Source organism: Streptomyces sp. NPDC014995 (assembly GCF_043080745.1).
In the GTDB taxonomy this organism is placed as follows: domain Bacteria; phylum Actinomycetota; class Actinomycetes; order Streptomycetales; family Streptomycetaceae; genus Streptomyces.
In genome coordinates this window covers 437072-462068 of record NZ_JBIBVX010000003.1, presented here as the reverse complement: position 1 = coordinate 462068, position 24997 = coordinate 437072, and the positions used below count along the sequence as shown (strand labels likewise).

Sequence of the window (24997 nt, the reverse complement as noted above, 5' to 3'; positions counted from 1 at the left end):
GGTACGGGCCGTGCCCCAGCCTCAGGAGGTGACGGTCCGGCGGCGGTCGGCGCCGTACTCCATGGCGTGCTCGACGACGCCCACCAGGACGTCCTTGACCGAGCCACGGTCGCGGGCGTCGCACAGCAGCACGGGTACGTCGTCGTCGAGGTCGAGCGCCCGGCGGACGTCCTCGGCCGGGTAACGGGCTGCGCCCTCGAAGCAGTTGACGCCGACGAGGAAGGGTATGGAGCGGCGCTCGAAGTAGTCGATGGCGGCGAAGCAGTCCTCCAGGCGCCGTGTGTCGGCGAGCACGACGGCGCCCAGCGCGCCCTCGGAGAGCTCGTCCCACATGAACCAGAACCGCTCCTGGCCGGGCGTCCCGAACAGGTACAGCACCAGGTCCTCGCGCAGGGTGATGCGCCCGAAGTCCATGGCGACGGTGGTGGTGTGCTTGCGTTCGACGCCCGTGGTGTCGTCGACCGGGCGGCCCGCCTCGGTGAGGAACTCCTCGGTACGCAGCGGCCTGATCTCGCTGACGGCGCCGACGAGGGTGGTCTTGCCCACACCGAAGCCGCCGGCCACCAGGATCTTGAGCGTGACGGGCTCGACCGGGGGCTTGCCGCGCTCAGAACGCCCGAAGATCATCGATCACTTCTCCTGCTTGATGGGGGCTCGTGGGGCGGTGGGCCGTAGCCTCCGCCGCCGGGGGTTTCGATGACGAGGACGTCGCCGGGGCCGACGTCCACGGAGTCGCTGCCGCCGAGTCCGACGACGGTGCCGTCCGCGCGTTCCACCCGGTTGGCGCCCAGCGCGCCGGGTGCGCCGCCGGCCATGCCGTACGGGGGCACTCTGCGGTGCTGGGACAGCGTGGAGACGGTCATGGGCTCCAGGAACCGGATGCGGCGCACCGCGCCGTCGCCGCCGCGCCACCGTCCGGGGCCGCCGCTGCCGTGCCGGACGGCGAACTCCTCCAGCCGCACGGGCAGCCGCCACTCCAGGACCTCGGGGTCGGTCAGACGGGAGTTGGTCATGTGGGTCTGCACGACGCTCGCGCCGGGGAAGCCGTCGCCGGCACCGGATCCGGAGGCGACGGTTTCGTAGTACTGGTGGCGTTCGTTGCCGAAGGTGACGTTGTTCATGGTGCCGGACCCCTCGGCCTGGACGCCGAGTGCCGCGTAGAGGGCGCCGGTGATCGCCTGGGAGGTCTCGACGTTGCCGGCGACGACGGCCGCGGGTGGTTCGGGGGCGAGCAGGGAGCCGCGCGGAACGATGATCCGCAGCGGGCGCAGGCAGCCGTCGTTGAGCGGGATGTCGTCGGCGACCAGGGTGCGGAAGACGTACAGGACGGCCGCGTTGACGACCGCGTAGGGGGCGTTGAAGTTCGTCGCCAGTTGGGGCGAGGTGCCGGTGAAGTCGACGGTCGCGGAGCGGCTTTCGCGGTCCACGCGCACGCGTACGTGGATCACGGCGCCCGCGTCGGTCTCATAGGCGTACTCGCCGTCGTCGAGGGCGTCGATGACGCGGCGCACGGCCTCCTCGGCGTTGTCCTGGACGTGCCTCATGTACGCCTGTACGACGTCGAGCCCGAAGTTCTCGATCATCCGGGCGACTTCGTCGACGCCCTTCTGGTTGGCGGCGATCTGGGCGCGCAGGTCGGCGAGGTTGGTCCGCGGGTTGCGCGAGGGGTGGGGTGCCCCGGTGAGCAGGCGGAGGGTCTCCTCCTCGCGGAAGCGGCCGTTCTCCGCGAGGAGCCAGTTGTCGAAAAGGACGCCCTCCTCGTCGATGGTGCGGCTGTTCGCGGGCATGGAGCCGGGGGCGATGCCTCCGATCTCCGCGTGGTGGCCTCGGGAGGCGACGTAGAAGAGGACGTCACGGTCACTCTTCGTGTCCGTCGAGCCCGGGGTGTCGAAGACCGGGGTGATCACGGTGACGTCGGGCAGGTGGGTGCCGCCGTGGTACGGGTCGTTGACCGCGTACGTGTCGCCGGGGCGCATCCGGGAGCCGCGGCGGCGGATGACCTCCTTGACGCTGGTTCCCATGGAGCCCAGGTGGACGGGGATGTGCGGCGCGTTGGCCACCAGGTTTCCGTCGGGGTCGAAGAGGGCGCAGGAGAAGTCGAGGCGTTCCTTGATGTTGACCGACTGGGCCGTCGACTCCAGGCGGGCGCCCATCTGTTCGGCGATGGACATGAAGAGGTTGTTGAAGACCTCGAGAAGAACGGGGTCCGCTTTCGTGCCGAGATCGGAACTCTGCGTAACCGTCGCGCGTTCCATGAGCAGATGCCCGTCGTGGGTCGTCGCGGCCCGCCAGCCGTCGTCGACGACGGTCGTCGCGCCGGACTCGGTGATGATCGCCGGGCCGGTGACGGTTTCGCCGGGAGGCAGGTCCTCGCGGCGGTGGAGGGGTACGTCGCGCCAGGTGCCGCCGGTGTGGAGGCGGACTGTCCGGGCGGCGGCGGTGCGGCCTTCGTAAGGGGCGAGGGCGGAGAGATCGGGGGGGTCGGTGATGCCGGTGGCTTCGACGGAGAGTGCTTCGACGACGATCGGGCGGTCGAGGACGAAGGAGTACGTGGCGCGATGACGTTCTTCGAAGGCCTGTCTCATCGCGGTGGGCTCGGTCAGCTCGACGGTGAGGGTGGTGTCGGTGCCGTCGTAGCGGAGCTGGGCGCGGCGGGTGACCTGGATGTGGTCGTCGGGGACGTCCTCGGCGAGGAGTTCGGCGCGGGCCGCTGTCTCGAGGTCGTCTGCCGTCTTGCGGATCCCGGGCATCGTGGCGGCCTCCAGGGCAGCCTCGACGGACTGTTCGCGCATGGCCGTGGTGTCGGCGAGGCCGATGCCGAGCGCGGACAGGACGCCGGCCATGGGGGGTACGAGGACGGTGCGGATGCCGAGCGAGTCGGCGACCATGCACGCGTGCTGACCGCCGGCGCCACCGAAGGTGGTGAGGGCGTAGCGGGTGACGTCGTGGCCCTTCTGGACGGAGATCCGCTTCACGGCGTTGGCGATGTTGGCCACGGCGATCTGGAGGAATCCCTCGGCGACCTGCTCCGGCGTGCGGTCGTCGCCGGTCCTCTCGCGGATCTCGCGCGCGAGGGCCGCGAAGCGGTCACGGACGAGCGCGTCGTCGAGGGGTTGGTCGCCGTGCGGGCCGAACACCTGCGGGAAGTGGGCGGGTGGGATGCGGCCGAGCATCACGTTGGCGTCGGTGACGGCGAGCGGGCCGCCGCCGCGGTAGCAGGCCGGTCCCGGGTCCGCGCCGGCCGAGTCGGGTCCTACGCGGTAACGGGAGCCGTCGAAGTGGAGGACGGAGCCGCCGCCCGCGGCGACGGTGTGGATGTCCAGCATGGGGGCGCGCAGCCGGACGCCCGCGATCCGGGTGGTGAAGACGCGTTCGTACTCGCCCGCGAAGTGGGAGACGTCGGTGGAGGTGCCGCCCATGTCGAAGCCGATGACGCGGTCGAAGCCGGCGAGCTGGGACATGCGGGCCATGCCGACGATGCCGCCGGCGGGACCGGACAGGATGGCGTCCTTGCCGCGGAACTGGTTCGCCTCGGCGAGTCCCCCGTTGGACTGCATGAACATCAGCCGTACGCCGTGGAGCTCGTCGGCGACCTGCCGGACGTAACGGCGCAGTACGGGCGACAGGTAGGCGTCGACGACGGCGGTGTCGCCGCGCGGGACGAGTTTCATGAGGGGGCTGACCTCGCTGGACAGCGAGATCTGCGGGAAGCCGATGCGGGCGGCCAGCCGGCCCACCCGCTGCTCGTGGGCGGGGTGGAGGTGGCTGTGCAGGCAGACGACGGCCACGGCACGGATGCCGTCGTCGTACGCCTCCTGCAACGGCCCGCTGAGACCTGCCAGGTCGGGGGCGCGCAGGACGGTGCCGTCGGCGGCGATGCGCTCGTCGACCTCCACGACCCGCTCGTACAGCAGCTCGGGGAGGTCGATACGGCGGGCGAAGATCTGGGGGCGGTTCTGGTAGGCGATGCGCAGGGCGTCGCGGAAGCCCCGGGTGACGACGAGCAGGGTGCGCTCGCCCTTGCGCTCCAGCAGGGCGTTCGTGGCCACGGTCGTGCCCATGCGGACGGAGTCGACGGGGTCCTGCGCGTCCCCCAGCAGGGCGTGGACGCCGGCCACGGCCGCGTCGGCGTACCGCGCCGGGTTGTCGGACAGCAGCTTGTGGGTCAGCAGCCGACCGTCGGGGCGGCGCGCGACGATGTCGGTGAAGGTGCCGCCCCGGTCCACCCAGAACTGCCAGCCGGTCACGTCATCACCCCGCTTCCGCGCTCACAGCGCTCGGAGGCCGTTGATCACGTCGCGCAGAATACTCTCGTCCGGCAGTTCGGCCGGGGGTACCGGCCGGTTCACATGGACGAATCGCGCGTCCACGAGGTCCCCGACGAGGACCCGGACCACGCCGATGGGCAGATCGAGTTCCGCGGCCAGCTCGGCGACCGACTGTGGCGCGTCACTGCACAGATCCACGATGTCCACGTGTTCCGGGGACAGCGAGGCGTCCGCTTCGGGGTCCTCCGCGTGGGGCTCGGCGACGACCACCGCGATCAGGTCGAGACGGTGCTGGACCGCACTGGTGGTGCGGCCACGTGTCATGGCGTACGGACGGACGACCGGTCCGGCCTCGTCGTCGAACCAGTGGCTGCTTGCCTGACCCTCTGTGCTCATGCCATCCCACTACCCGCCCGAGGGCAGATCGGTGCGCGGCGCGGTGGCCAGATGTGCGCCGACCCGCTTCACGAGGAGCGTCATCTCGTACGCCACCTGTCCGACGTCCGAGTCGGCGTCCGCGAGGACGGCGAGGCAGCTGCCGTCGCCGGCGGCGGTGACGAACAGGAAGGCCTCGTCGAGTTCGACGACGGTCTGCCGGACGCTGCCGGCCTCGAAGTGGCGGCCGACGCCCTTGGCGAGGCTGTGGAAGCCGGAGGCGACGGCGGCCAGGTGTTCGCCGTCCTCCCGGGTCAGGTCCTTGGAGACCCCCGTCGGCAGGCCGTCGCCGGAGAGTACGACGGCCTTGCGGATGCTGGCGACGCGGTCGACGAGTTCGTCGAGGAGCCAGTTCAGTTGGCCGTTGCTGGTCGTGGTGTGGCCGGTCGCCTTCGGTGCGGTCATCGACCGTCCCCCTTGTTCGTTCCTTGTGGTGCTGTGCCGCGGTGGGCGTCTTCGCCCGCGGCGTTCTCGGCGCGGCCGCGCTGCCAGCCGCGCTGGAGCGAGGCCATGCGACTGCGTACTTCGTCGGCGTCCCGGTCGGCGGGGTCCGTGCGGTCCTCGGTGCGCGGTTCCGGGCCTTGCCGCAGCTGCGGGGCCAGGTTCGCCTGCCGTACGCGCCGGGGCAGGGGGCCCGTGCCGGAGCCCGTGTCATGAGGTGCGGGGCCGGGTTTCCCGGCGGAGCCCTGGGGGCTGCCGGGCGCCGCGTCCGCGGGGCGGTGGGGCGTGCCGTCCGGGCGCCGGCCCGGGTCGTCCGGGCCGGTCGGCAGGGCATCGGCCTGCCGGGTCCGTCGGGGAAGGGCGGGTGGCTGGGACGGCTCGTCCGTGCCACGGCCGGGGTACTCGCCCGCGCCGGCGTTCCGCGGTATGTGGGCCGTCGCGCCGCGTCGGCGGGACGGCAGGGGCGCCGGGGTGTCCTCCGCCCGACGTGCCCCGGGGCGCGACGGGGAGTCCTCGCCCGCCTCGGCGTGACGGGTCCGCTGATCGGTCACCGGTCGGCCGTGGGAGCTGACCAGTTTGGGCGTCCGGCGGCTCGGCAGGGGTACGGGGGCCATCGGGTCGCCGGGGGCGGTCCGGTCCGGTTCGCCGCGGGGGTCGGGAAGCCGGCGGTGCGGTTCGAGAGTGTGGGCGGCCGGCTCCTCCTCCGCACGGGTGAGGGAGCGGCGTGGGCGGAACAGACCGCCTCGGTCGTCGTCCTGGTCGTCCAGCGGGACCGGGAAGTCGTCGAGGGCGTCCAGGTCGACGGGGGCTTCCAGCTCGACCGGGCCGTCCAGCAGTGCGGCGGGCACTCCGGGGAGTTGCACCGGGGTGTGGGAGAGCGCCGGCCTGCGGGTTTCCGCGGGCTCGCTGTCCCTGGCGGGCCGGGGACGGTCGAGACGGAAGCCGATGCCGTTGGTGTCGGGGACGTCGTCGGTGAGCAGCGCGTCGGGGATGAAGATGACGGCGGTCGTGCCCCCGTACGGGGACGGTTGCAGGGAGACCCGGACGTTCTGCCGCTGGGCGAGCCGGCTGACCACGAACAGTCCGAGCCGGTCGGTGTCGGACAGCTCGAACTCCGGGGTCTCGGCGAGCCGGAGGTTGGCCTCGAGGAGCGCTTCGGGCGCCATGCCGAGGCCGCGGTCGTGGATCTCCAGGGTGAACCCGTTGGCGACCCGCTCGCCCAGGACGTGGACGGCGGTGTGCGGCGGGGAGAACACCGTGGCGTTCTCCAGGAGCTCGGCGACGAGGTGGGTGAGGTCGGCGACGGCCGGTCCGGTGACGGCGACGCGCGGCAGGCGACGGACCTCGATGCGTTCGTAGTCCTCCACCTCGGCGACGGCGGCGCGCACGATGTCCATGAGCTGGATGGGCTTGCGCCACTGCCGGGAGGGCGCGGCGCCGGAGAGGATCACCAGGCCCTCGGCGTGCCGGCGCATGCGGGTGGTGAGGTGGTCGAGCCGGAAGAGGTCGGCGAGTTCCTCGGTGTCCTCGGTGCGGCGCTCCATGGTGTCGAGCAGGGTGAGCTGCTTGTGCAGCAGCACCTGGCTGCGGCGCGCGAGGTTGACGAAGACCTCGGAGACGCCGGCGCGCAGCTCGGCCTGTTTGACGGCGGCCTCGACCGCGGCGCGCTGGAGGGTGTTGAGGGCCTGGCCGACCTCGCCGATCTCGTTCTTGTCGTACTCGAGGCGCGGTACCTCGGTCTCGACGTCGACCTGCTCGCCCGCGGAGAGGCGGCGCATCACGCTGGGGAGCCGGACGCCGGACGCCTCGTGGGCCTCCAGCCGAAGCTGGCGCAGATCGCGGATGAGCCCGCGGCCGATGCGCACGGACAGGACGAGGGAGACGAGCAGCGCGATCAGGCCGAGGACACCGGCGACGACCGCCTTGACGATGACCTCGATCGCCACCGGACGGACGCGGTCCTGGTAGCGGTCGTTCGCCTGCTCGTCGAGGGTGCCGAGTTCGTCGAGGACGTTGGCGGCCGTGGTGTCCCAGGTTCGTGCGGTGACGCCGCGGGGCATGTCGCCGGGCGTGGTGGCGACGACGGCCTGCTCGGCCGTGCGCAGGGGGGCGGTGGTGGCGTTCTTCCAGAAGCTTTCGTAGCGTTCGCGCTCCGCGACGGGCAGTTGGGCGAGGCCGATGTCGTAGACCACTTCCCGCTGGGCCTCGAGGTCGGAGACGACGCGTATCTCCTCGCGGCTGAGCCGGCCCACGACCAGGGCGGAGCCGAGCAGGGCGTCCTCCTGGGAGAGCAGTTCGCGGGCGCGGGCGACGCTGACGAGGGCCCGGTACTGCTTGTCCATCTCCACGCTGTCGACCACGTCCAGCTTGGCCAGCAGGGTGTAACAGGGCTCGATCAGCCGGTTGTAGAGGTCCAGCGCCTGCGCCCGGGTCACGGTGCCTTCCTCGACGCTGCGGCGCAGGGAGTCGAGGCCGCCGAAGGCGTCGAGCACCGCGGTCAGGTCCTCGCCGTCGTCCTGGTCCAGCACGTCGCGTACGTCGGGATCCTTGGCGTTCTTGCGGATCTCCGCGAGGACCTCGTCCGTGGCCGTCCGGGTGCGTCCCAGCGCGGAGAGCGCGTCGGAGGCACGGGGATCGGCCAGGTAGACCAGGGTCTGGCGGCGTTCCTGCTGGACGACGCGGACGGTGTCCTCTATGGGGTAGCCGATCTTCTCCACGACGTGCGACACGGTGAACAGGCGGTTCGCCTCACGGCCCGTGAGTACCGTGGCGAAGCCCCAGATGGCGGTCAGGGACACCAGCGGCACGAGAAGCAGCGCCACGATCTTCCGGCGGATGGACTTCCCGCGAAAGCGCATGGCCTCCCCCAGCTCGAACCCCCACCGGCAGGGGGTACGCATGTGCGTCAACAAACGTCGCGAGCCTACTACCGACGAAAAGTTAACTCGAAGAGGCGTCCGGAAGCAGACCGTCCGTATGGGCTGCGCTACGGGGGGAGTTGTCCGGTCATTGCGGGAGATTGCCTCCCCGGAACCGTGCTTGCGAAGCGTGCCCCATCGGATCTGCAGGGTGGGCGAGTTGGCCAGAATTTTTCGAAACTGGGGAATCTTCGGGGCGTGTTGTGCGTCCTACTCATTGGGAATTGGGGGCGGAATCGGCCACAGGAGCCGCATGCCGCGCCTGGGCGGCGTAAAAGAGCGCAAGCCGGGCAGCCACTGGGGAGCCGGTTCTTTGAGCCGGAGGCAAGTGGTCTGCCGGCGGTGGGGAGTGACACGTTGATGGGCACGGCGGAGCGGCGCGAGGCGCCCGAAGACGGCGCGGCGGCGCGCGGTACGGCGCTGCGGGAACGCGAATCACCCGAGGCACCCGAAATATCGGATCGCGGTATTCCGGCGAGCGGGCTCAGGGGTGAGGACGGCGGGCATGGCCGTCCGGCGGCTGCGGGGGCCGCCGGTGGCGCGTCCAAGGGCACCGGGCGGGCGGGCGCGGCCGAGAGCGGTGGTGCGAGCAGCGGTGTGGAAAAGGAGCGGGTGGCCTACCGGCCGTTGTGGGTCGAGGAGCCCGCGCGCCGGCGTCGGCTTCCCGACCCCGTCCGTACCGCGGCGGTGCGCGCCGTGATCATCATCGCGGTGACGCTGCTTCAGGCCATGGTCGCCTTCCTGTGCACCCTGGCCGGGTCCTGGCTGGCCTTCCCCATGGTGATCAGCAGCGTGGCCAGTACGGTGGTGGCCACGTGGGGTGTGCTGGACGTCTGGGTGACCCGGCAGGTGTGGAACCAGCGGAACGGTGTCGTGTCGACGCCGAGCAGCACGGCGCGTGCGCTGCGACGCGAGCGGCGACGCGCACGCCGGCAGGAGCGGGCTGCCGAGCGCGCCCAGGAGCGGATACGCCGTCAGGGCGGCGCCGGGCAGTTGTCCCACTCCTGACCCACACCTCCCGAGGCGCGCTGGAGCCGAACGGCTCCAGCGTTCGGTCGGTCACGCCGCCCCCGATCCCACCCGTCGCTGCTCCCGCGCCAGTTCGCGTCGTACCCGCATGAAGGGGCGCGGGCGGTCCACGGAGAGCACCGCGGTCGTGTGGCCCTCGCGTTCGTAGACGGCGAGGAGGCCGCCGTCGGCGGTGACGGTGTCGGTGCCGCGCAGGCCGGCCACGCCGATGCCGGTGATCAACTCCACGCCGCCACGCCGGTGCAGGGCGGCACACACGGCGGCCGTCTCCGGGCCGAGTTGGGGGACGAGCGGCAGCGGGGCGGCCTCGACGACGGTCACAGTGTGGCCGAGGGCGGCGCAGGAGGACGCGGTCTCGGCACCGATGAAGCCGCCGCCGATGACGACGACCTGGCGGGAGCCTCGGGTGAGGTCCTCGCGCAGGCCGCGGGCGTCGTCGAGGGTGCGCAGGGTGTGGACGCCGGTGAGGTCGGCGCCCGGTAGGCGTCGGGCCGAGGCGCCGGTGGCGATGACGACGCCGTCGGTGGTGACGGTTCGGCCACCGTCGAGGAGCACGGTGCGGCCGCGGACGTCAAGGCCGCGGGCGCGGGTGCCGAGGAGCCACTCGGCGTCGAGTCCGGTCGTCTCCTCGGCGTCGCTGAGGGCGAGTTGAGCCTCTTCGGCGCGGCCGGTGAGGAAGTCCTTGGAGAGGGGAGGGCGGTCGTAGGGGGCGTGGGGTTGGTCACCGATGACGACCAGACGTCCGTCGAAGCCCTGGGCGCGCAGTTCACGGGCCGCGTAGAGGCCGGAGAGGGAGGCGCCGAGGATGGCCACGGTCCTCATGTGGTGCGGGTCCTCTCTGGCGGGGTGGGAGTGGAGAGGCTGGGGGTGGGTGCGAGGGGGTGCACCGGGACGAGGCACGACGGGACGACACCGGCCGGCAGAGGGGCGTGGGTCGCCGGAACCGTTGCGGGCGTCACGTTCATGCCGCCGTGGCTTCCTCCGCCACCAGGTGGACGTGGATGACGCCGTCTTCCACGGTGACGCGGTGGGTGCGGACGGGGCGGCGGGCCGGCAGACAGGTCGGTTCGCCGGTGCGCAGGTCGAACGAGGCGGCGTGCAGCGGGCATTCGACGAGGCAGCCCTCCAGCTGGCCGGGCCGTCGACACCGGCCGGGCGCACGTCGACAGCCGGGTGGTGTACGAGCCGGTCGGCGTCTGCGCGCTCATCACGCCCTGGAACTACCCGCTCCTCCAGACCTCTTGGAAGGTCGCCCCGGCGCTCGCCGCCGGCAACACCTTCGTGCTGAAGCCGAGCGAGCTGACCCCGCACACCGCGATCCGCCTCATGCGGCTGCTGGAGGAGGCCGGACTCCCGCCCGGCGTCAGCAACCTGGTCCTCGGCGCCGGCCCGGAGGCGGGCGCTCCGCTCGGCGACCACCCGGACGTCGACCTGGTCTCCTTCACGGGCGGCCTGGAGACCGGGCGCCGGCTGATGGCGGCCGCCGCCGGTTCCGTGAAGAAGGTCGCCCTGGAACTCGGCGGCAAGAACCCCAACATCGTCTTCGCGGACGCCGACTTCGACACGGCCGTCGACATGGCGCTGACCGCGGTGTTCCTGCACTCCGGGCAGGTGTGCTCGGCGGGCGCGCGGCTGCTGGTCGAGGACCGCCTGCACGACCGGTTCGTCGACGAGGTCGTACGGCGGGCGGAGGAGATCCGTCTCGGCGGGCCCTTCGACGAACGGGCGCAGAGCGGCCCGCTGATCTCGGCGGCGCACCGGGCGAAGGTCGAGGCGTACGTCGCCCGGGGGCTGGCGGAGGGTGCCGTCCTGCGGTGCGGCGGCGAGCGCCCGTCCGGACCGGGTTTCGAGGAGGGCTTCTACTACCGGCCCACCTTGCTCGACGCGTGCACGGCCGCGATGTCGGTGGTCCGGGAGGAGTCCTTCGGTCCGGTGCTGACCGTCGAGCGCTTCACCGACGAGGCGGAGGCGGTCCGGCTCGCCAACGACACGGTCTACGGGCTCGCCGGCGCCGTATGGACGACCGACGAGCCGAAGGCGGCGCGCGTCGCGGCCCGGCTGCGCCTCGGCACGGTCTGGATCAACGACTACCACCCCTACGTCCCGCAGGCCGAGTGGGGTGGCTTCAAGCAGTCCGGCTTCGGCCGTGAACTCGGGCCCTCGGGGCTCGCCGAGTACCGCGAGACGAAGCACATCTGGCGCAACACCGCGCCGACGCCCCAAGGCTGGTTCGCCTAGGCCGGTTCTTTCGGATCAGCCCGGCTCGCGACCCCGGAATGAGCCGAGAGGACCGGCCCGGTACCCCGCCCGCGCAGACCCCGGCACCCGCGGAGGCACTCCCTCCCCTCCCCAGGCCCACGAGGAGTCCGCTCATGACGACGACAGCCCGCCCGTCAGGACAACCCGGTTCGTCAGGACAACCCGGTTCGTCCGGTCCACCCGGCCAGGACGACGCCGAACTCGCCGAGTTCGGTTACCGGCCCGAACTCAAGCGCACCCTCGGCACCTTCCACACCTTCGCCGCCGGCATCAGCTACATCTCCATCCTGACCGGCACCTTCCAGCTCTTCTACTTCGGCTACGGCAGCGGCGGCCCCGCCTACTGGTGGTCGTGGCCGATGGTCTTCGCCGGCCAGTTCATGGTCGCCCTGTGCTTCGCGGAGCTGGCCGCCCGCTATCCCGTCGCCGGGTCGGTCTACAACTGGTCGAAGAAGATGGGCAACCGGCATCTGGGGTGGCTGGCCGGCTGGATGATGCTCATCGCCTCGATCGTGTCGATCTCGGCCGTCGCCCTCGCCTACCAGCTGACGCTTCCGCAGATCTCCTCGTTCTTCCAGTTCGTGGGCGACGGCACCGGCACGTACGACGTGGCGACCAACGCGGTCGTCCTGGCCGCGGTGCTGATCCTGTTCATCACGCTGGTGAACGCCTTCGGCGTCAAGTTGATGGCCACGATCAACACGGCGGGCGTGTTCATCGAGCTGATCGCCACGGTCGTGCTGATCGTCCTGTTCGCGGTCCACATCACGCGGGGTCCGCAGGTCGTCCTGGACACCCAGGGGACGGGCACGGGTCACGGGGCCGGCTACCTCGGCGCCTTCCTGGTGGCGTCGCTGGCCTCCGCGTACGTCATGTACGGCTTCGACACGGCGGCCTCGCTCGGCGAGGAGTCGCTGGACCCGTCCCGCAACGCGCCCCGCGCGATCATCCGGGCGATCGTCGCCTCGTTCGTCCTGGGCGGCCTGATCCTGCTGCTCGCGCTGATGAGCGTCTCCAGCCTGAAGGGCGGCAAGCTGTCCACGGAGGGGCTGCAGTTCATCGTCCTGGACGTGCTCGGTCCGACGGCCGGCAAGGCGATGCTGTGGTGTGTGCTGATCGCGGTCACCGTGTGCGCCCTGGCCGTCCACACGGCGGCGATCCGGCTGGCGTTCGCGATGGCCCGCGACAACAACCTGCCCGCGTCCTCGCTGCTGGCCCGGTGCAGCCCGCGCTTCCGGACACCGGTGCTGCCGGCCGTGATCATCGGGATCCTGGCGCTGGCGATCCTCGTGGTGAACATCCGCCAGCCGCAGATCTTCACGGTCGTCACCAGCATCGGCATCATCATGATCCACCTCGCCTACCTCGGTGTGACCGGGCCGATGCTGGTGGCGCGGCTGCGCGGGAAGTGGGAGCCGGCGACCGAGGGAAGGTTCTCGCTCGGCCGCTGGGGGCTGCCCGTCAACATCGTCGCGGTGGTGTGGGGCACGGCGATGACGATCAACCTGATCTGGCCGCGTGCCGAGGTCTACAACGCGACCGCGCCCTTCCACTGGTACCTGCGGTGGGGCGCCGTCCTCTTCGTCGCCGTGATCGCGGGCGGCGGCTTCGCCTACTACTGGTTCGTCCAGCGCCACCGCACCGGCGTCCTCGCCGAACACGCCCTGCCGGCCCGGCCACCCCGACCGTTTCCCTCGCCACCCCGGTGGCCGACAAGGAGGTCAGCTCATGAACATCGACGAGTTCGACTACGTCGTGGTCGGCGGCGGCACGGCGGGCAACGTGGTCGCGGCCCGGCTCTCCGAGGACCCCGACGTCACGGTGTGCGTGCTGGAGGCGGGCCCGAGCGACGTCGGCGACGACGACGTCCTCAGGCTGGAACGCTGGATGGGCCTGCTGGAGTCCGGTTACGACTGGGACTACGTGGTAGAGCCCCAGGCCAGCGGGAACAGCTTCCTGCGGCACGCGCGCGCGAAAGTGCTGGGCGGCTGTTCGTCCCACAACTCCTGTATCGCGTTCCGGGCGCCGGCCGAGGACCTGGACGACTGGGCGGCGGCGGGCTGTACGGGCTGGAGCGCGGCCGACCTGTTCCCGCTGTACCGGCGGCTGGAGTCGAACGACGCCCCCGGCGACCACCACGGCCGTACCGGCCCGGTGAAGCTGCGCACGCTGAAGGGCGAGGACCCCTGCGGCACCGCCCTGTTGGAGGCGTGCGCGCAGGCCGGGATCCCCACGGTCGCCTTCAACGCGGGGAGCACGGTGGTGCGGGGCGCCAACTGGTTCCAGATCAACTCCGACGAGAACAACATCCGCCAGTCCTCCTCGGTGGCCTACCTCCACCCGGTCATGGGCAAGCGGCCCAACCTGGACGTCCGCACGGGCGTACGGGCGAAGAAGCTGGTGCTGGAGGGGCGGCGCTGTGTCGGCGCCGAGTACCTGGACCCCGACCTGATCCACACCCGGACGGTCCGGGCCCGGCGCGAGGTGATCGTCTCGTGCGGCTCGATCGACACGCCCAGACTGCTGATGCTGTCGGGCATCGGACCGGCCGGGCACCTGCGCGAGGTCGGCGTCGAAGTGGTCGTGGACGCGGCCGGCGTCGGCGAGAACCTCCAGGACCACCCCGAGGGCGTGATCATGTGGGAGGCCCGGCAGCCGATGCCGGCCACCTCCTCACAGTGGTGGGAGGCGGGCATCTTCTACGACACCGAGCCGGGCCTGGACCGGCCGGACCTGATGTTCCACTACGGGTCGGTGCCGTTCGACATGAACACCGCGCGGCACGGCTACCCCACCTCCGAGAACGCCTTCTGCCTCACGCCCAACGTGACGAAGGCGAAGTCGCGGGGGACGGTGCGGCTGCGGACCCGGGACTACCGGGACAAGCCGAAGGTGGATCCGCGGTACTTCACCCACGAGCACGACGTGCGGGTGATGACGTACGGTCTGCGGCTGGCCCGTCGTATCGCCTCGCAGCCGGCGCTGAGCGGGTGGGCGGGCGCGGAGCTGGCCCCCGGGCCGGATGTGCGCGGCGACGACGAGCTGCTCGACTACATCCACAAGACCCACAACACCGTCTACCACCCGTCCTGCACCGTGAAGATGGGCGCGGACGACGACCCCTCGGCCCCACTCGACGCGCGGCTGCGGGTCAAGGGGATCGAGGGGCTCAGGGTCGCCGACGGGTCGGTGATGCCGGACATCGTGGCCGTCAATCCGTGCATCACGACGATGATGATCGGCGAGAAGTGCGCGGATCTCCTGAAGGCCGACGCCTGAGGAGTCCGTGGCGGAGGCGGTGGGGCGCCGCGGGTCCGTTGCTGCTGGTCGCGCGGCTCCCCGCGCCCCTCGGGGGCGCTACTGCGGGCGCTTGTACATCCTCGTGGCCGTGATCTCGCTGTGCCCCGCCTCCCCCGCCTGGGGCTGTTGCGGCAGTCCCGGGCGGAGGTGTTCCTCCACGCTGATGTACTTCAGGCCCGCCCGCAGGTCGGCGTCATTGCGCAGCCGGATGACCAGCGGGAACTCCGCGAGAGCCGTGGTGTCGAACAGGCCGGTGGTGTAGAGGAGCTGGACGCCCAGCGCGTCGGACACGGCCCGCTGGAGCTCCAGCAGGTAGGTGGCGTTGGCGCGCCCGATGGGGTTGTCGAGGAACAGCGTGCCGGCATGGCGGTGCTTGTCCCGTCCCCGGTCGTTCGAACGCAGCGCGGCCATGGTGCAGTACAGGGCGATGGCCGCGGTGAGCAGCTGGCCGCCGGAGAAGACGTCGCCCATCTGCCCGACGGGCACCCGCTCCGCGCGCAGGACGGCGTCCGGCTTGAGGATCTCCACGGCGACGCCCTTGGGCTGGAGCGCGGCCGCCACGCCCCGCAGCAGCAGGGACATGCCGTCGCGCCGCAGGTCGGAGTTCTTCTTCACCGCCGCCCGGGTCGCCTCGTCGACGACCTCTCCGAGCCGCTCGGTGAGGGTGGCCTGGTCGGGCTCCTCGAAGCGGATGCGCAGGAACTCCTGCCCGGACCACTCGCCGAGCCCCTCGGGCAGGCGGGACAGCCGCTGGGCGGACCGCAGGGTCGCGAGCGCCGACTCCACGAGCCCTCTGAGGCGGTCCACGATCGAGTCGCGGTTGCGCTCCAGCTGCGCCAGCTCGTCGGTGAGCACCCGGAGCCGGGGCGCGAAGGCGTCCGCCCATTTCTGGGCGTGCTCGGGCAGCGCGGAGGCGGGCAGCTCGCGGATCTGCTGCCGGGCGGGGGTGCGGACCTGCTCGTAGCGGGTGGAGTTCGCGTGCCGGACGAGCACGTCGCTCGCCTCGCGGACGGCGGCCTCGGCGGCGGACAGGTCGGCGGCGCAGCCGCGCAGTGAACGGCGGGCCTCGGCGGCGGACTGGCGTGCCTCCTCCAGGGTGCCGGGGTAGGGCTCCGGCGGCTCCGGGTCGTCCTCGGGGGTGTGCTCGCGCAGCAGGTCGCGCAGCATGGCGGCGATCTCGTCGAAGCCGCCGGCCGCGTCCTCGGCGGCCCGGTGCGCCTCCAGCAGTTCGGCGTGTGCCTCGCGGGCCTGGCTCAACGCCTCGGTGCGGGCGGCCAGTTCGGCCGTGGTGGTGCGCAGCAGCGCCTGGGCGTGCTCGGCGTCGCGCGGGACGAGCTCCTCGGGCAGTTCGGTGTGGGTCTCGCCGTCCTCGGGTGCGTGCCGCTCGGCCTCGCCGCGCAGCCGGCCGAGCTGCTCGCTCGCGCTGGTCGTCCGGGTCTCCAGGAGCTGCACCAGCTCCTCCGCGCGCGCGGCGGCGGCCTGCCGGGACGGCCCGTCGGAGCCGTCGGGCGACTGGAGCAGCTGCTCCGCGCGCGTGCGGACCTTGTTGCTGAGCCGGTCCAGCTCGGCCCGTGCGGCGCTCTCGTCGCTCTCCGCCCGCGCCTGCTCGGCCCGCAGGTCGGCGCCGACGCCGACCTTCTCGTACACCTGGGAGGCGGCCCGGTAGGCCTCGCGCAGAGCGGGCAGGGACGCCTTGGGCGCGTCCGCCTCGTCCTCCGGTACGTCGTCGGGGGCGCCGGCGATCTCGGAGCGCTCGGCGCGCAGCGCACGCGCGGTGCGGCGGGCGTCGTCGGCGGCGCGCTGGGCGGCGCGACGGTCCTCGTCGGCGGCGCGGGCGCGCTCCAGGCAGGCTTGCGCGCGGGCCTCGGACTCGGTGGCCTCGTCGGCGAGTTCGCGCAGTTTGACCTGCCAGCCGGCGCGCTCGCGCAGCCGGAAGGCGAGCCCGGCGAGGGCGTCGGCGGCGCGCCGGGCCTTCTGGGCGGCCTCCTGCCGCTCGTCCCGCACCCGCGCGGCCTCGGCGGCGGTCTCGTCGGCCTCCGCGCGCACGGTCCGCGCCTCGGCCAGCTCGGCCTCGGACTCCTCGGCGAAGGAAACCGCCTCCCGGGCGGCCTCGGCCAGCTCGACCAGCCGTCCCGCCGGACAGCCCGTCCGCCAGGAGGCGAGCCGGGCCGCCAGTTCCCGGTCCTTGCCGAGCCGGGCGGCGAGCCGCCGGATCTCCTCGTCCCGCTCCGTGGCCCGCGCGCGCAACGCCTGCCGCTCCTCGTCGGCGGCGTGCTCGTCGTGCATGGCCGGGTTCGGCGGTACGAGGAAGACGTCACCGGTGTCGGCGTCGGGCGGCGGGGTCGGGGCGAGCAGGGCGGCGGCCGTGCCGACCGCGACGGCGGACCGGGGCAGCAGGGCGGCGTCGCTCAGCGCCTCACGGGCGCGTGCGTGCGAGTCGGGGTCGGTGATGATCACGCCGTCGACCAGCTCCGGCCGGGCGGCGAGCACGCGCGCGTGGTCGGCGGGGTCGACGGCCTGGGCGAGGTAGCGCCAGCCGGGCAGCGCGGGGATGCCGTGCTCGCCGAGGAACTCGACGGTGGCCAGCACGTCCGGACCGGGCGGCAGCAGGCCGCCGTCGCCGAGCGCGCCGAGGATGCGGGAGTCGTCGGCGGCGGCGGTGCGCAGTTCGAAGAGCTGCCGTTCGGCGGCGGAGACGGCGTCGTCGAGGAGTTCGCGCAGTTCGTCGGCGTAGCGGTCCAGGTCCTCGGGGGTGAGGCCGGTGTCGGCCGGCTCGCCGTCCTGGCGGGGCTGCGGGATGATCCGGCGGGGGGTGCCGCCGGTCAGGCCCAGCAGCTCGGCCAGCCGCTCCTCCCCGGCCAGCGCTTCGGCGATCCGCCGTTCGGCCTCGTACGACCGTTGCGCGGCCGTCGCCGCGTCCGCCGCGCGGGCGGCGGTCAGCTCGGCGCGGGACTCGGCGGAGGCCGCCTCGCGCGCGTGCTCGGTGGCCCTGCGGGACGCCTCACGCGCGGTGTCCCAGGCGGCGACGGCGGTCTTCTCGGCGTCGCTGGCGGCGAGGGCGGCGCGGGCCGGGTCGGCGTCGGGTGCGCTGTCGTCGAGCCAGCCGGCGCGCACGGCCTCGGCGGTCTCCTGCTCGACCTCGGTGAGGCGCTGGCGCAGGTGTCCGGCCTCGCTGCGGGCACGCTGCGCCTCGGTGGCGGCGGAGGTGGAGTCCCGGTACGCGGCCTCGCCGGCCTCCTGGAGGGCGGCGGAGCGCTCCTCCTCCTCGTTGGCGAGGGTCTCGGCGCTCTCGGCGGCCGTGTGCAGGGCCCGGACCAGGTCGACGGCGGCCTTGGCGCGGGCGGCGAGGGCCGGGGCGGCGTCCCGCTCGGCCTCCTGGATCGCGGCGGACACGCGCGCGACCCGGTCGGCGGCGGCGCGGTGGCGCAGTACGGCCTCGGCGGCCTGCCAGGCGGCGTGCAGGGTGCGGGCGTCGGCCAGCTCGCGTTTCTGCGCGGCCGCCGACTTCTCGGCGGCCGCGAGCGCCAGCGAGGCGTGCCGGAAGGCGAGTTCGGCGGCGATCAGCGCGCTGCGTTCGCGTGCTCCCTCGGAGTGGGTGACGGTGTAGGCGGCCGCGGTGACGCGCTGGGCGAGGTCCGCGGCCCGGGCCCGCTCCCGCACGCCCCGCGCGGACAGCCGCCGCGCCAGGGTGCGGGTGCGCCGCTCGGCCCCGGTGTGGACGTCACGCGCGCGTGCCCGTGCGTCGGCGGCCTCCACGATCCGCCCGAGCAGGTCCACCGACCCGGCCGTGAAGTCCCGTTCGGCGATCAGCTCGGCGCGCCGGCCCAGCTTGTTGCCGAAGCCGCTGACGAGGTCGGCGAGTCCGTCGGTGTCCCGGGTGTCCGTCACCGCGCGCAGCAGCAGGTCGGTGAAGTCGGAGTCCTTCTTGACCGCGAAGAGGCCGGCGGCCTCGCCCTCGTCGGCGTTCATCTCCCGCTGGTAGCGGAACAGTTCGGGGTCGAGGCCCAGCTCGCCGAGGTGCTCGATCCAGCGGTCGTGGATCTCCTCCCAGTGCACCTCCAGGTGCGGATACGCCTTGCCCGCCTCGGTGAGCGCGTCGCGGAACCCCTTCATGGTCCGCCGCCGTCCCTGTGCCCCCGACTGTCCCTCGACGGGCGGCCGTACGGCGGTGGACTCGGCGACGGGCAGGTTGTCCAGGGTCAGTCCGGGCCCGGGCCGGAAGGAGTACCAGGCCTCCGCGAACTTCCGCGGGTCGTTGGAGACCTGCCGCCCGCGCCACTCGCTCACCTTGCCGACGACCACGCACTCGCCGGTGAGCACGTGCTGCCACTCCAGCGCGACATGCCCGCAGTCGTCGGCGAGCAGGAACTTGCGCAGCACACCGGAGCTGGCGCCGCCGAGGGTGTTGCGGTGCCCGGGCAGCATCACGGAGAAGATCAGCTTGAGCAGGACGGACTTGCCGCCGCCGTTCTCCAGGAAGAGCACGCCGGCGGGCGCGGGCCGGCGTGGCGGGCCGACCGGCTCCTCCTCGAAGAACTCCGCCTGGGTGGGCGCGGGGTCGGGCACGACGTCGCCCACGCCCCGCAGGTCAAGCACGGTGTCGGCGTAGCGCGCACCGGCAGGCCCGATGGAGTAGAGGCGGACCCGGGACAGCTCGTACATGGCGGACTCTCGTAAGTCTTCGGCAGATCGGGGGGGTTGAGGATCTGGTTGAGGATCTGGGGGATCCTCAGGAGTGGAACGGCAGCCCGGCGTCGGTCACGAGCTCGTCCGCGTCGTCGGCGGGCAGCAGCGTCGGCGTGCCGTCGGTGACCGGGACGACGCCCAGGTCGAGCAGCTCGGCCATAGCGGCGCTCCCCGCCATGTCCCGCACCTGGAGCTGGTAGCGGGCCGTCGTCCGGTAGGTGCCGCCGTTGTCGTCGCCGGTGCGCTGGAGGAATCCGGATTCGGTGAGGAACGCGACGGCCTTGCCGACGATGCCGGTCGTCGAACCGGCGAGTCTGCGCGCGTCCTTGGTGGCGCCGGTGGCGCTGCGCCGGGCCCAGATCCGCCAGGCGGCCTCCAGACCGGGCGCGTCGCTGGCCGGGTCGGTGTTCTCGCCCTGCTCCTCCGCCCGCTCCTCCAGCCGGCGGCAGGCCTGGCGCACGAAGGCGTCGACTCCGTTGACGCTGACGCGTCCGATGTAGGCGTCGTCGGCCAGGTCCTCGGGCCGTGGGAACGCCATCGCGGCGACGGCGAGATGCGCGAGGCCGTGCAGGAACCGGTCCCCGCCGTCGGCGGACGTCCTACGCGCGTAGTCGCCCATGCGCACGGCGAACACGGAGTCCTCGGCCGCCGTCACGGCCATCCCCGCGCGCGGGGACACCTCCAGGACGACGAGCCCGAGCCCGGCCGCGACGGCGTCGGCGAGCCGTGCGAACGCCGGGTCCTCGCGGTAGCGCCGCAGCAGCTCGGTGTACTCCTGGTCCCGCGCGGGCTGCAGTCTGGGCTGGAGCCCGAAGGCGACGAGCCGCGCCGCGTCGGCGGCGTCGGCAGGGGTGACGGCGGCGTTCGCCGACGGGGCGGGAGCCTCCGTCTCGCTCCACTCGACGTGCTCGGTCACGGTTGGGGCTCCTTGGTGCGCTGGTGCTCGTACGTTCGGTTCTCGGCCCGGCTCATGCTGCTTCCGTCCGGTCGGCGGCCATCCCGGCCGCGTCCAGCAGGGCCGTACCGACGATGAGGTCGGCTCCGCCGAACTCCGGATCGTCCAGCTCCGTCCCGTCGTCGACGGCGAACAGCAGTTTCTCCTCGCCCTGCCGGTAGGCGGTCCCCACCGCGGGGCTGGCCGCGTGCACCGCCAGCAGTGCGACCAGGTACGGCAGCTCGGGATCCGCCCGGCGCGCTTGCGCCAGCAGTCCCGACAGCCTCCGGGGCGCGTCCGCCGGCAGGTCCAGCAGCTCCATGGCCGCCGCCAGCTGGTCCTCGCTGAACCGGCTGTCGTCCGGCGTCGCGATGAGGTCGGGCTCCGGCATCTCGGCCCCGAGGTGCTCCCGCTCCACGGGCGGCGTCAGCAGCAGGTCGACCAGGTCGCCGACCCGGACGGACGCCGGTGTGCGCAGCCCGGTCCCACGTGCGAAGAACGCGTCGGTGACCTTGACCGCCTGCTCCAGCGGCAGCGGCAGCACCGGTGCGACGAGGTGCCCGTAGAGGTCGATCCCCGAGGTCGTCATGGGTGTGGCGAAGGCCTGCCGGTCCTGCTCGGCGCGGAAGAGCGGGCCGGCCTCCAGCAGCCGGGACTGCAACTGCGTGTGCCGCCGGATGCAGTCCTTGACGATGTCGACGAGTTCCGCGGCCCGCCGCTTGTGCTCGGGGTCCTCGGACTCGTCGCGCGCCTTGCGGATGTTGGTGAGGATGGCGTTCTCGTGGCGGTAGCGGTCGGCCACGTGGTCGAGGGCCTCGGCGATCATGTCGGGCACGGTGTTGAGCCAGTCGACCGCGCGGACGTTGCGCCGGGTCGCGTCCAGGGCGCGGCGCAGCGTCTCCGAGTACTGCACGGTGCGGTAGCGGGCCTGTTCCGCGGCGAGCTGGGCGTCGGCGAGGCGGCCGCGGCGGATGAGGACCTCGAGCTTGACCTCGGCGGCGATCTGCGCGCTGGTGACATCGGTGTCGAGGGCTCCGACGAGGACGTTGACGGCCTCGTCCGTCGTGCGGAGGTAGACCGCGCCGCCGTACCCGGGGACCTCCTCGAGCAGCTTGAAGTCGTAGTCGCGGCGCACGTAGGTGCCGTCCGGGGCGAAGGTGCCGTAGACGGCGCGGAAGCCGCGGTCGACGCTGCCGACGTTGATCAGGTTCTCCAGGACCCAGCGGGCCACGCGCTCGTGTTCCTCGGCGGGCCGCCGCGGGGCCTGCGCGGCGATGCGCGGGACGAGGCGGGCCACTATCTGGTCGTGGTCGGCGCCGGTGTCGAAGTCCATGTTCAGGGTGACGAGGTCGATGGCGGCGAGGGCGATCTCCGCCATGCCGTACACCGAGTACTCACCGGCGAGGTTGGCCTTGCGTGCGTCGAGGTCGTGGATCGGCGCGGTGCAGGCGAGCGCGCGCAGCCGCCGCGCCAGTCCCTCGTCGGCGGCCGGGCCCGGAGCGGGGCGCGGCCCCGCGCTGAGCTGGGGCGGAACACGGTCCGTCGATGCAGGCGAAGTCACGGTGCACAGACTAGGTCCTCGGTCTGACAACGACCCAAACGGCGCAGAGCGACCGCCGTCACGAAGACGCGAGACGACCTCGGGGGACGCGACCCGGCCGAGGGGGTCGTGTTCGCAGCGGACCGGGCCGGACGCGGCCCCCGGCCTCAGCCGGCGGTCCGCCCCTCGTCCCCCACCCGCCGCCGGTACACCTCGACGATCCGCTCCAGCGAGTCCCGCAGGTAGGTCATGAGCAGCCGCTCCGCCTCGGCCTTGTCGCCGGCCTGCAACGCCTGGAGGATCTGGCGGTTGCGCGCGAGGTACGGCTCGTGCAGCCGTCGCGGGTCGTCGACGACGTGGAAGGCGAGGCGCAGCTCGGCGAAGACACTGCGCATCAGCTCGTCGGTGCGGTCGCTGCCGGCCAGGCCCACCAGTTCGCGGTGGAAGTGGATGTTGGCGGTGCCCAGCGCTTTCCAGTCATTCTCGACGGCCGCCAGCTGTCCTTCCGTGACGGCCGCCTGAAGGCCGTCGAGCGCGTACGGCGGCTCCCCCAGCCCGCGTACGACGGCGCACTCGACGAGGGTGCGCGTGCGGTAGATGTCCTCGACGTCCTCGACGGTCAGGACCCGTACGAACACTCCCCTGTTGAGCTCGTGGACGAGCAGGCGCTCGTGGGTGAGCAGCCGGAACGCCTCGCGCAGGGTGTTGCGGGAGACGCCGAGAGCTCCGCCGATGCTGTCCTCCGACAGCCGTGTCCCTGGCGGGAAATAGCCCTCGGCGATACGGCTCCTGAGGATGTCGGAGACCCGCTCGGCCGTGCTGGTGCGGCCCAGGAGGGCGCGGTCGTCGGCCAGTCCCGCCAGCTGCTCTGCCATGCCCGGAATTCAACCGCAGACACGAGAACGAAACAACAGGGGTATTGAGGGATCGTTCAACAATCCTCTACCTTGCTCAGCACGGCGTCGCCCCGTCCCCACCGCGGCGTCACCGCTTCCGCACGGCACGGCTCAGTTCCCCGCACCCTCCGTCATCCCTCTGCGAGGTGCCCCTTGAGCACGACCCCTCCACCGCAGGCCCCGTCCACCGACGCCCGGACCCGGGCCGCCGAACACACCGACGACGACGGCGCACTCGGCTGGCTGCGCGCCCTCGGCCCGCGCGGCCGCCGCGCCTTCGCGGGCGCGTTCGGCGGCTACGCCCTCGACTCCTACGACTACTTCACCCTGCCGCTGAGCATGGTCGCGCTGGCGGCCTACTTCGGCCTGGACAGCGGCCAGACCGGCCTGTTCACCACCGTCACGCTGGCCGCCTCCGCGATCGGCGGCGCCGTCGCCGGCGTGCTGGCCGACCGGATCGGCCGGGTCAGGGCCCTGATGATCACGGTGGTGACGTACGCCGTCTTCACCGTCGCCTGCGGCTTCGCGCCGACCTACGAGACCCTGCTGCTCTTCCGCGCGCTTCAGGGCCTCGGCTTCGGCGGCGAGTGGGCGGTCGGCGCGATCCTGGTCGCCGAGTACGCGAGCGCCAGGCACCGGGGACGCACCCTGGGCGCGATCCAGAGCTCGTGGGCCGTCGGCTGGGGTCTGGCGGCGATCATGTACACGCTGGTGTTCTCCGTCTTCGGCGACGACGTGGCCTGGCGCGTGATGTTCTGGACCGGCGCGCTGCCCGCGCTGCTCGTGGTGTGGATGCGGCGCCGCGTGCAGGACGCGCCGACGGCGGTCGCGGCGCGCGAGCACAGCGCCGACAGGGGATCGTTCCGGGCGATCTTCCGGGGCCGCCTGCTGCGGACGACGATCTTCGCGGGCCTGCTCTCGACCGGCGTACAGGGCGGCTACTACACGCTGGCGACGTGGGTGCCGACGTACCTCAAGACGGAGCGCGGCCTGTCGGTGGTCAACACGGGCGGCTATCTGACGTTCCTGATCTCCGGCGCCTTCCTCGGCTACCTGACCGGCGGTCATCTCACCGACCGACTGGGACGGCGCCGCAACATCTGGCTGTTCGCCCTGCTGTCGGCGGTCTGCATCGTGGCGTACGCGAACATCCCGAGCGGCGCCGACACCCTGCTCCTCGTGCTCGGCTTCCCGCTCGGGTTCTGCATGTCGGCGATCTTCAGCGGCTTCGGGTCCTTCCTGAGCGAGCTCTACCCGACGGCCGTGCGCGGCACCGGACAGGGCTTCACGTACAACACCGGCCGCGCCGTCGGCGCCGTCTTCCCCACCACGGTCGGCTTCCTGGCCGACAGCTGGGGCGTGGGCGGCGCGCTGGTCTTCGGGGCGGTCGGCTACGGCCTCGCGGCCCTGGCGCTGCTGGGGCTGCCGGAGACGCGCGGGAAGGAACTGCGGTGAACCGTCCGACGCCCACGGAAGACCGTCCCCTCACCCTCGTCGACGAGCACGCGCACGCATGGAGCCCGAGAACCGCCCGCTCCCGCTTCCGGGACGGGCTGACGGGCCCCACGGCCGGCGTCGCGGCGGGCCACACCCAGGCCAACCTGATCTCGGTCCCCGCGGACTGGGCGTACGACATGCTCCTGTTCTGCCAGCGCAACCCGAAGCCCTGCCCGGTGCTCGACGTCACCGACGCCGGTTCGTGGACGACCGTGCTGGCCGAGGGCGCCGACCTGCGGACCGACCTGCCGCGCTACCGGGTGTGGCGGGACGGCGAGCTGGTGGACGAGCCGAAGGACGTGCGCGCGTACTGGCGCGAGGACCTGGTGACGTTCCTGATCGGGTGCAGCTTCACCTTCGAGTGGGCGCTGGCCGAGGCGGGCGTCCCGATCCGCCACGTCGAGCAGGGACGCAACGTCCCGATGTACGTGACGAGCCGTCAGTGCCGCCCGGCGGGACGGCTGCACGGCCCGATGGTGGTGTCCATGCGTCCGGTGCCGCCGGAGCACCTGGCGGCGGCGATCCGGGAGAGCAGTCTGCTCCCGGCGGTGCACGGCAGCCCCGTACACTGCGGCGACCCCTCTGGGCTGGGCATCGAGGACCTCGGCCGCCCCGGCTTCGGCGATCCGGTGGACGCCGAACCGGACGACATCCCGGTGTTCTGGGCCTGCGGTGTGACCCCGCAGGCCGCGGTGATGGCCTCGCGCCCGCCGTTCGCCCTCACCCACGCCCCGGGACAGATGTTCCTGACCGACGCCCGCGACGAGCAGTACCGCGTGGCCTGACGAGGAGAC

General features: G+C 72.6%; 12 protein-coding genes and 5 pseudogenes. 6 read left to right on the top strand and 11 right to left on the bottom strand.

Annotated elements, in window-relative coordinates; all coding sequences use genetic code 11:
* Positions 1-21: 21 nt before the first annotated feature.
* From ACF1A1_RS09535 to ACF1A1_RS09515, 5 genes and pseudogenes are all read right to left on the bottom strand, one after another.
* The gene (locus ACF1A1_RS09535) at positions 22-627 is read right to left on the bottom strand and encodes an ATP/GTP-binding protein (protein WP_391647148.1); all 606 of its coding nucleotides are present in this window, start codon (positions 625-627) and stop codon (positions 22-24) included.
* A pseudogene (locus tag ACF1A1_RS09530) lies at positions 608-4247 on the bottom strand (hydantoinase B/oxoprolinase family protein). The gene ACF1A1_RS09535 and the pseudogene ACF1A1_RS09530 overlap by 20 nt, the downstream one beginning before the upstream one ends.
* Positions 4248-4268: 21 nt before the next feature.
* Positions 4269-4664: a DUF742 domain-containing protein gene (locus ACF1A1_RS09525; protein ID WP_391647146.1), complete on the bottom strand. Its 396-nt coding sequence runs from the start codon at positions 4662-4664 to the stop codon at positions 4269-4271.
* 9 nt (positions 4665-4673) lie between these two features.
* On the bottom strand, positions 4674-5108 hold the full coding sequence (locus tag ACF1A1_RS09520) for a roadblock/LC7 domain-containing protein (RefSeq protein WP_391647144.1): 435 nt from the start codon (positions 5106-5108) through the stop codon (positions 4674-4676).
* Positions 5105-8002, bottom strand: coding sequence for a nitrate- and nitrite sensing domain-containing protein (locus ACF1A1_RS09515; protein ID WP_391647208.1), 2898 nt, complete (start codon positions 8000-8002; stop codon positions 5105-5107). Before ACF1A1_RS09515 ends, ACF1A1_RS09520 begins: the two co-directional genes overlap by 4 nt.
* 420 nt (positions 8003-8422) lie before the next feature.
* Here ACF1A1_RS09515 and ACF1A1_RS09510 point away from each other — a divergent pair, with 420 nt between their 5' ends.
* Complete coding sequence (locus ACF1A1_RS09510) at positions 8423-9070, top strand: hypothetical protein (RefSeq protein ID WP_391647142.1); 648 nt, start codon at positions 8423-8425, stop codon at positions 9068-9070.
* Between the two features lie 180 nt (positions 9071-9250).
* Here ACF1A1_RS09510 and ACF1A1_RS09505 read toward each other — a convergent pair.
* Together ACF1A1_RS09505 and ACF1A1_RS09500 are read right to left on the bottom strand one after the other, a co-directional pair.
* Positions 9251-9913 (bottom strand): annotated as a pseudogene (locus ACF1A1_RS09505) (NAD(P)/FAD-dependent oxidoreductase); the annotation flags it as partial.
* Positions 9914-10052: 139 nt separating this feature from the next.
* Positions 10053-10226 (bottom strand): annotated as a pseudogene (locus tag ACF1A1_RS09500) (Rieske 2Fe-2S domain-containing protein); the annotation flags it as partial.
* On the opposite strand from ACF1A1_RS09500, the pseudogene ACF1A1_RS09495 reads away from it, so the two are divergent.
* From ACF1A1_RS09495 to ACF1A1_RS09485, 3 genes and pseudogenes are all read left to right on the top strand, one after another.
* Positions 10223-11329 (top strand): annotated as a pseudogene (locus ACF1A1_RS09495) (aldehyde dehydrogenase family protein); the annotation flags it as partial. The pseudogenes ACF1A1_RS09500 and ACF1A1_RS09495 overlap by 4 nt on opposite strands.
* Before the next feature lie 38 nt (positions 11330-11367).
* Positions 11368-12930: pseudogene (locus ACF1A1_RS09490) on the top strand (APC family permease); the annotation flags it as partial.
* 148 nt (positions 12931-13078) lie between these two features.
* Positions 13079-14629 carry a GMC family oxidoreductase gene (locus ACF1A1_RS09485; RefSeq protein WP_391647140.1) on the top strand — a complete coding sequence of 517 codons (1551 nt, stop codon included), beginning with the start codon at positions 13079-13081 and terminating at the stop codon, positions 14627-14629.
* Positions 14630-14707: 78 nt separating this feature from the next.
* Here the strand turns inward: ACF1A1_RS09485 and ACF1A1_RS09480 are convergent, their stop codons facing one another.
* The 4 genes from ACF1A1_RS09480 to ACF1A1_RS09465 all read right to left on the bottom strand — a co-directional run bounded on the left by ACF1A1_RS09480 (position 14708) and on the right by ACF1A1_RS09465 (position 22685).
* Positions 14708-19312, bottom strand: a complete 4605-nt coding sequence (locus ACF1A1_RS09480) for a hypothetical protein (RefSeq protein ID WP_391647138.1) — start codon at positions 19310-19312, stop codon at positions 14708-14710.
* A 67-nt stretch (positions 19313-19379) separates the two neighbouring features.
* Positions 19380-20252 carry a hypothetical protein gene (locus ACF1A1_RS09475; RefSeq protein ID WP_391647136.1) on the bottom strand — a complete coding sequence of 291 codons (873 nt, stop codon included), beginning with the start codon at positions 20250-20252 and terminating at the stop codon, positions 19380-19382.
* A 52-nt stretch (positions 20253-20304) separates the two neighbouring features.
* Positions 20305-21831: a hypothetical protein gene (locus ACF1A1_RS09470; protein WP_391647134.1), complete on the bottom strand. Its 1527-nt coding sequence runs from the start codon at positions 21829-21831 to the stop codon at positions 20305-20307.
* 146 nt (positions 21832-21977) lie between these two features.
* Positions 21978-22685, bottom strand: coding sequence for a GntR family transcriptional regulator (locus tag ACF1A1_RS09465; RefSeq protein WP_391647132.1), 708 nt, complete (start codon positions 22683-22685; stop codon positions 21978-21980).
* A 174-nt stretch (positions 22686-22859) separates the two neighbouring features.
* On the opposite strand from ACF1A1_RS09465, the gene ACF1A1_RS09460 reads away from it, so the two are divergent.
* Both ACF1A1_RS09460 and ACF1A1_RS09455 read left to right on the top strand, forming a co-directional pair.
* The gene (locus ACF1A1_RS09460) at positions 22860-24161 is read left to right on the top strand and encodes an MFS transporter (RefSeq protein WP_391647130.1); all 1302 of its coding nucleotides are present in this window, start codon (positions 22860-22862) and stop codon (positions 24159-24161) included.
* The gene (locus tag ACF1A1_RS09455) at positions 24158-24988 is read left to right on the top strand and encodes a putative hydro-lyase (RefSeq protein ID WP_391647128.1); all 831 of its coding nucleotides are present in this window, start codon (positions 24158-24160) and stop codon (positions 24986-24988) included. The genes ACF1A1_RS09460 and ACF1A1_RS09455 overlap by 4 nt, the downstream gene beginning before the upstream one ends.
* Positions 24989-24997 lie beyond the last annotated feature (9 nt).

Coding starts and splice junctions, on each gene's coding strand:
- ACF1A1_RS09515 (WP_391647208.1), bottom strand. CDS start 8,002: ATGCGCTTTCGCGGGAAGTCCATCCGCCGGAAGATCGTGGCGCTGCTT.
- ACF1A1_RS09510 (WP_391647142.1), top strand. CDS start 8,423: ATGGGCACGGCGGAGCGGCGCGAGGCGCCCGAAGACGGCGCGGCGGCG.
- ACF1A1_RS09520 (WP_391647144.1), bottom strand. CDS start 5,108: ATGACCGCACCGAAGGCGACCGGCCACACCACGACCAGCAACGGCCAA.
- ACF1A1_RS09465 (WP_391647132.1), bottom strand. CDS start 22,685: ATGGCAGAGCAGCTGGCGGGACTGGCCGACGACCGCGCCCTCCTGGGC.
- ACF1A1_RS09525 (WP_391647146.1), bottom strand. CDS start 4,664: ATGAGCACAGAGGGTCAGGCAAGCAGCCACTGGTTCGACGACGAGGCC.
- ACF1A1_RS09480 (WP_391647138.1), bottom strand. CDS start 19,312: ATGTACGAGCTGTCCCGGGTCCGCCTCTACTCCATCGGGCCTGCCGGT.
- ACF1A1_RS09535 (WP_391647148.1), bottom strand. CDS start 627: ATGATCTTCGGGCGTTCTGAGCGCGGCAAGCCCCCGGTCGAGCCCGTC.
- ACF1A1_RS09485 (WP_391647140.1), top strand. CDS start 13,079: ATGAACATCGACGAGTTCGACTACGTCGTGGTCGGCGGCGGCACGGCG.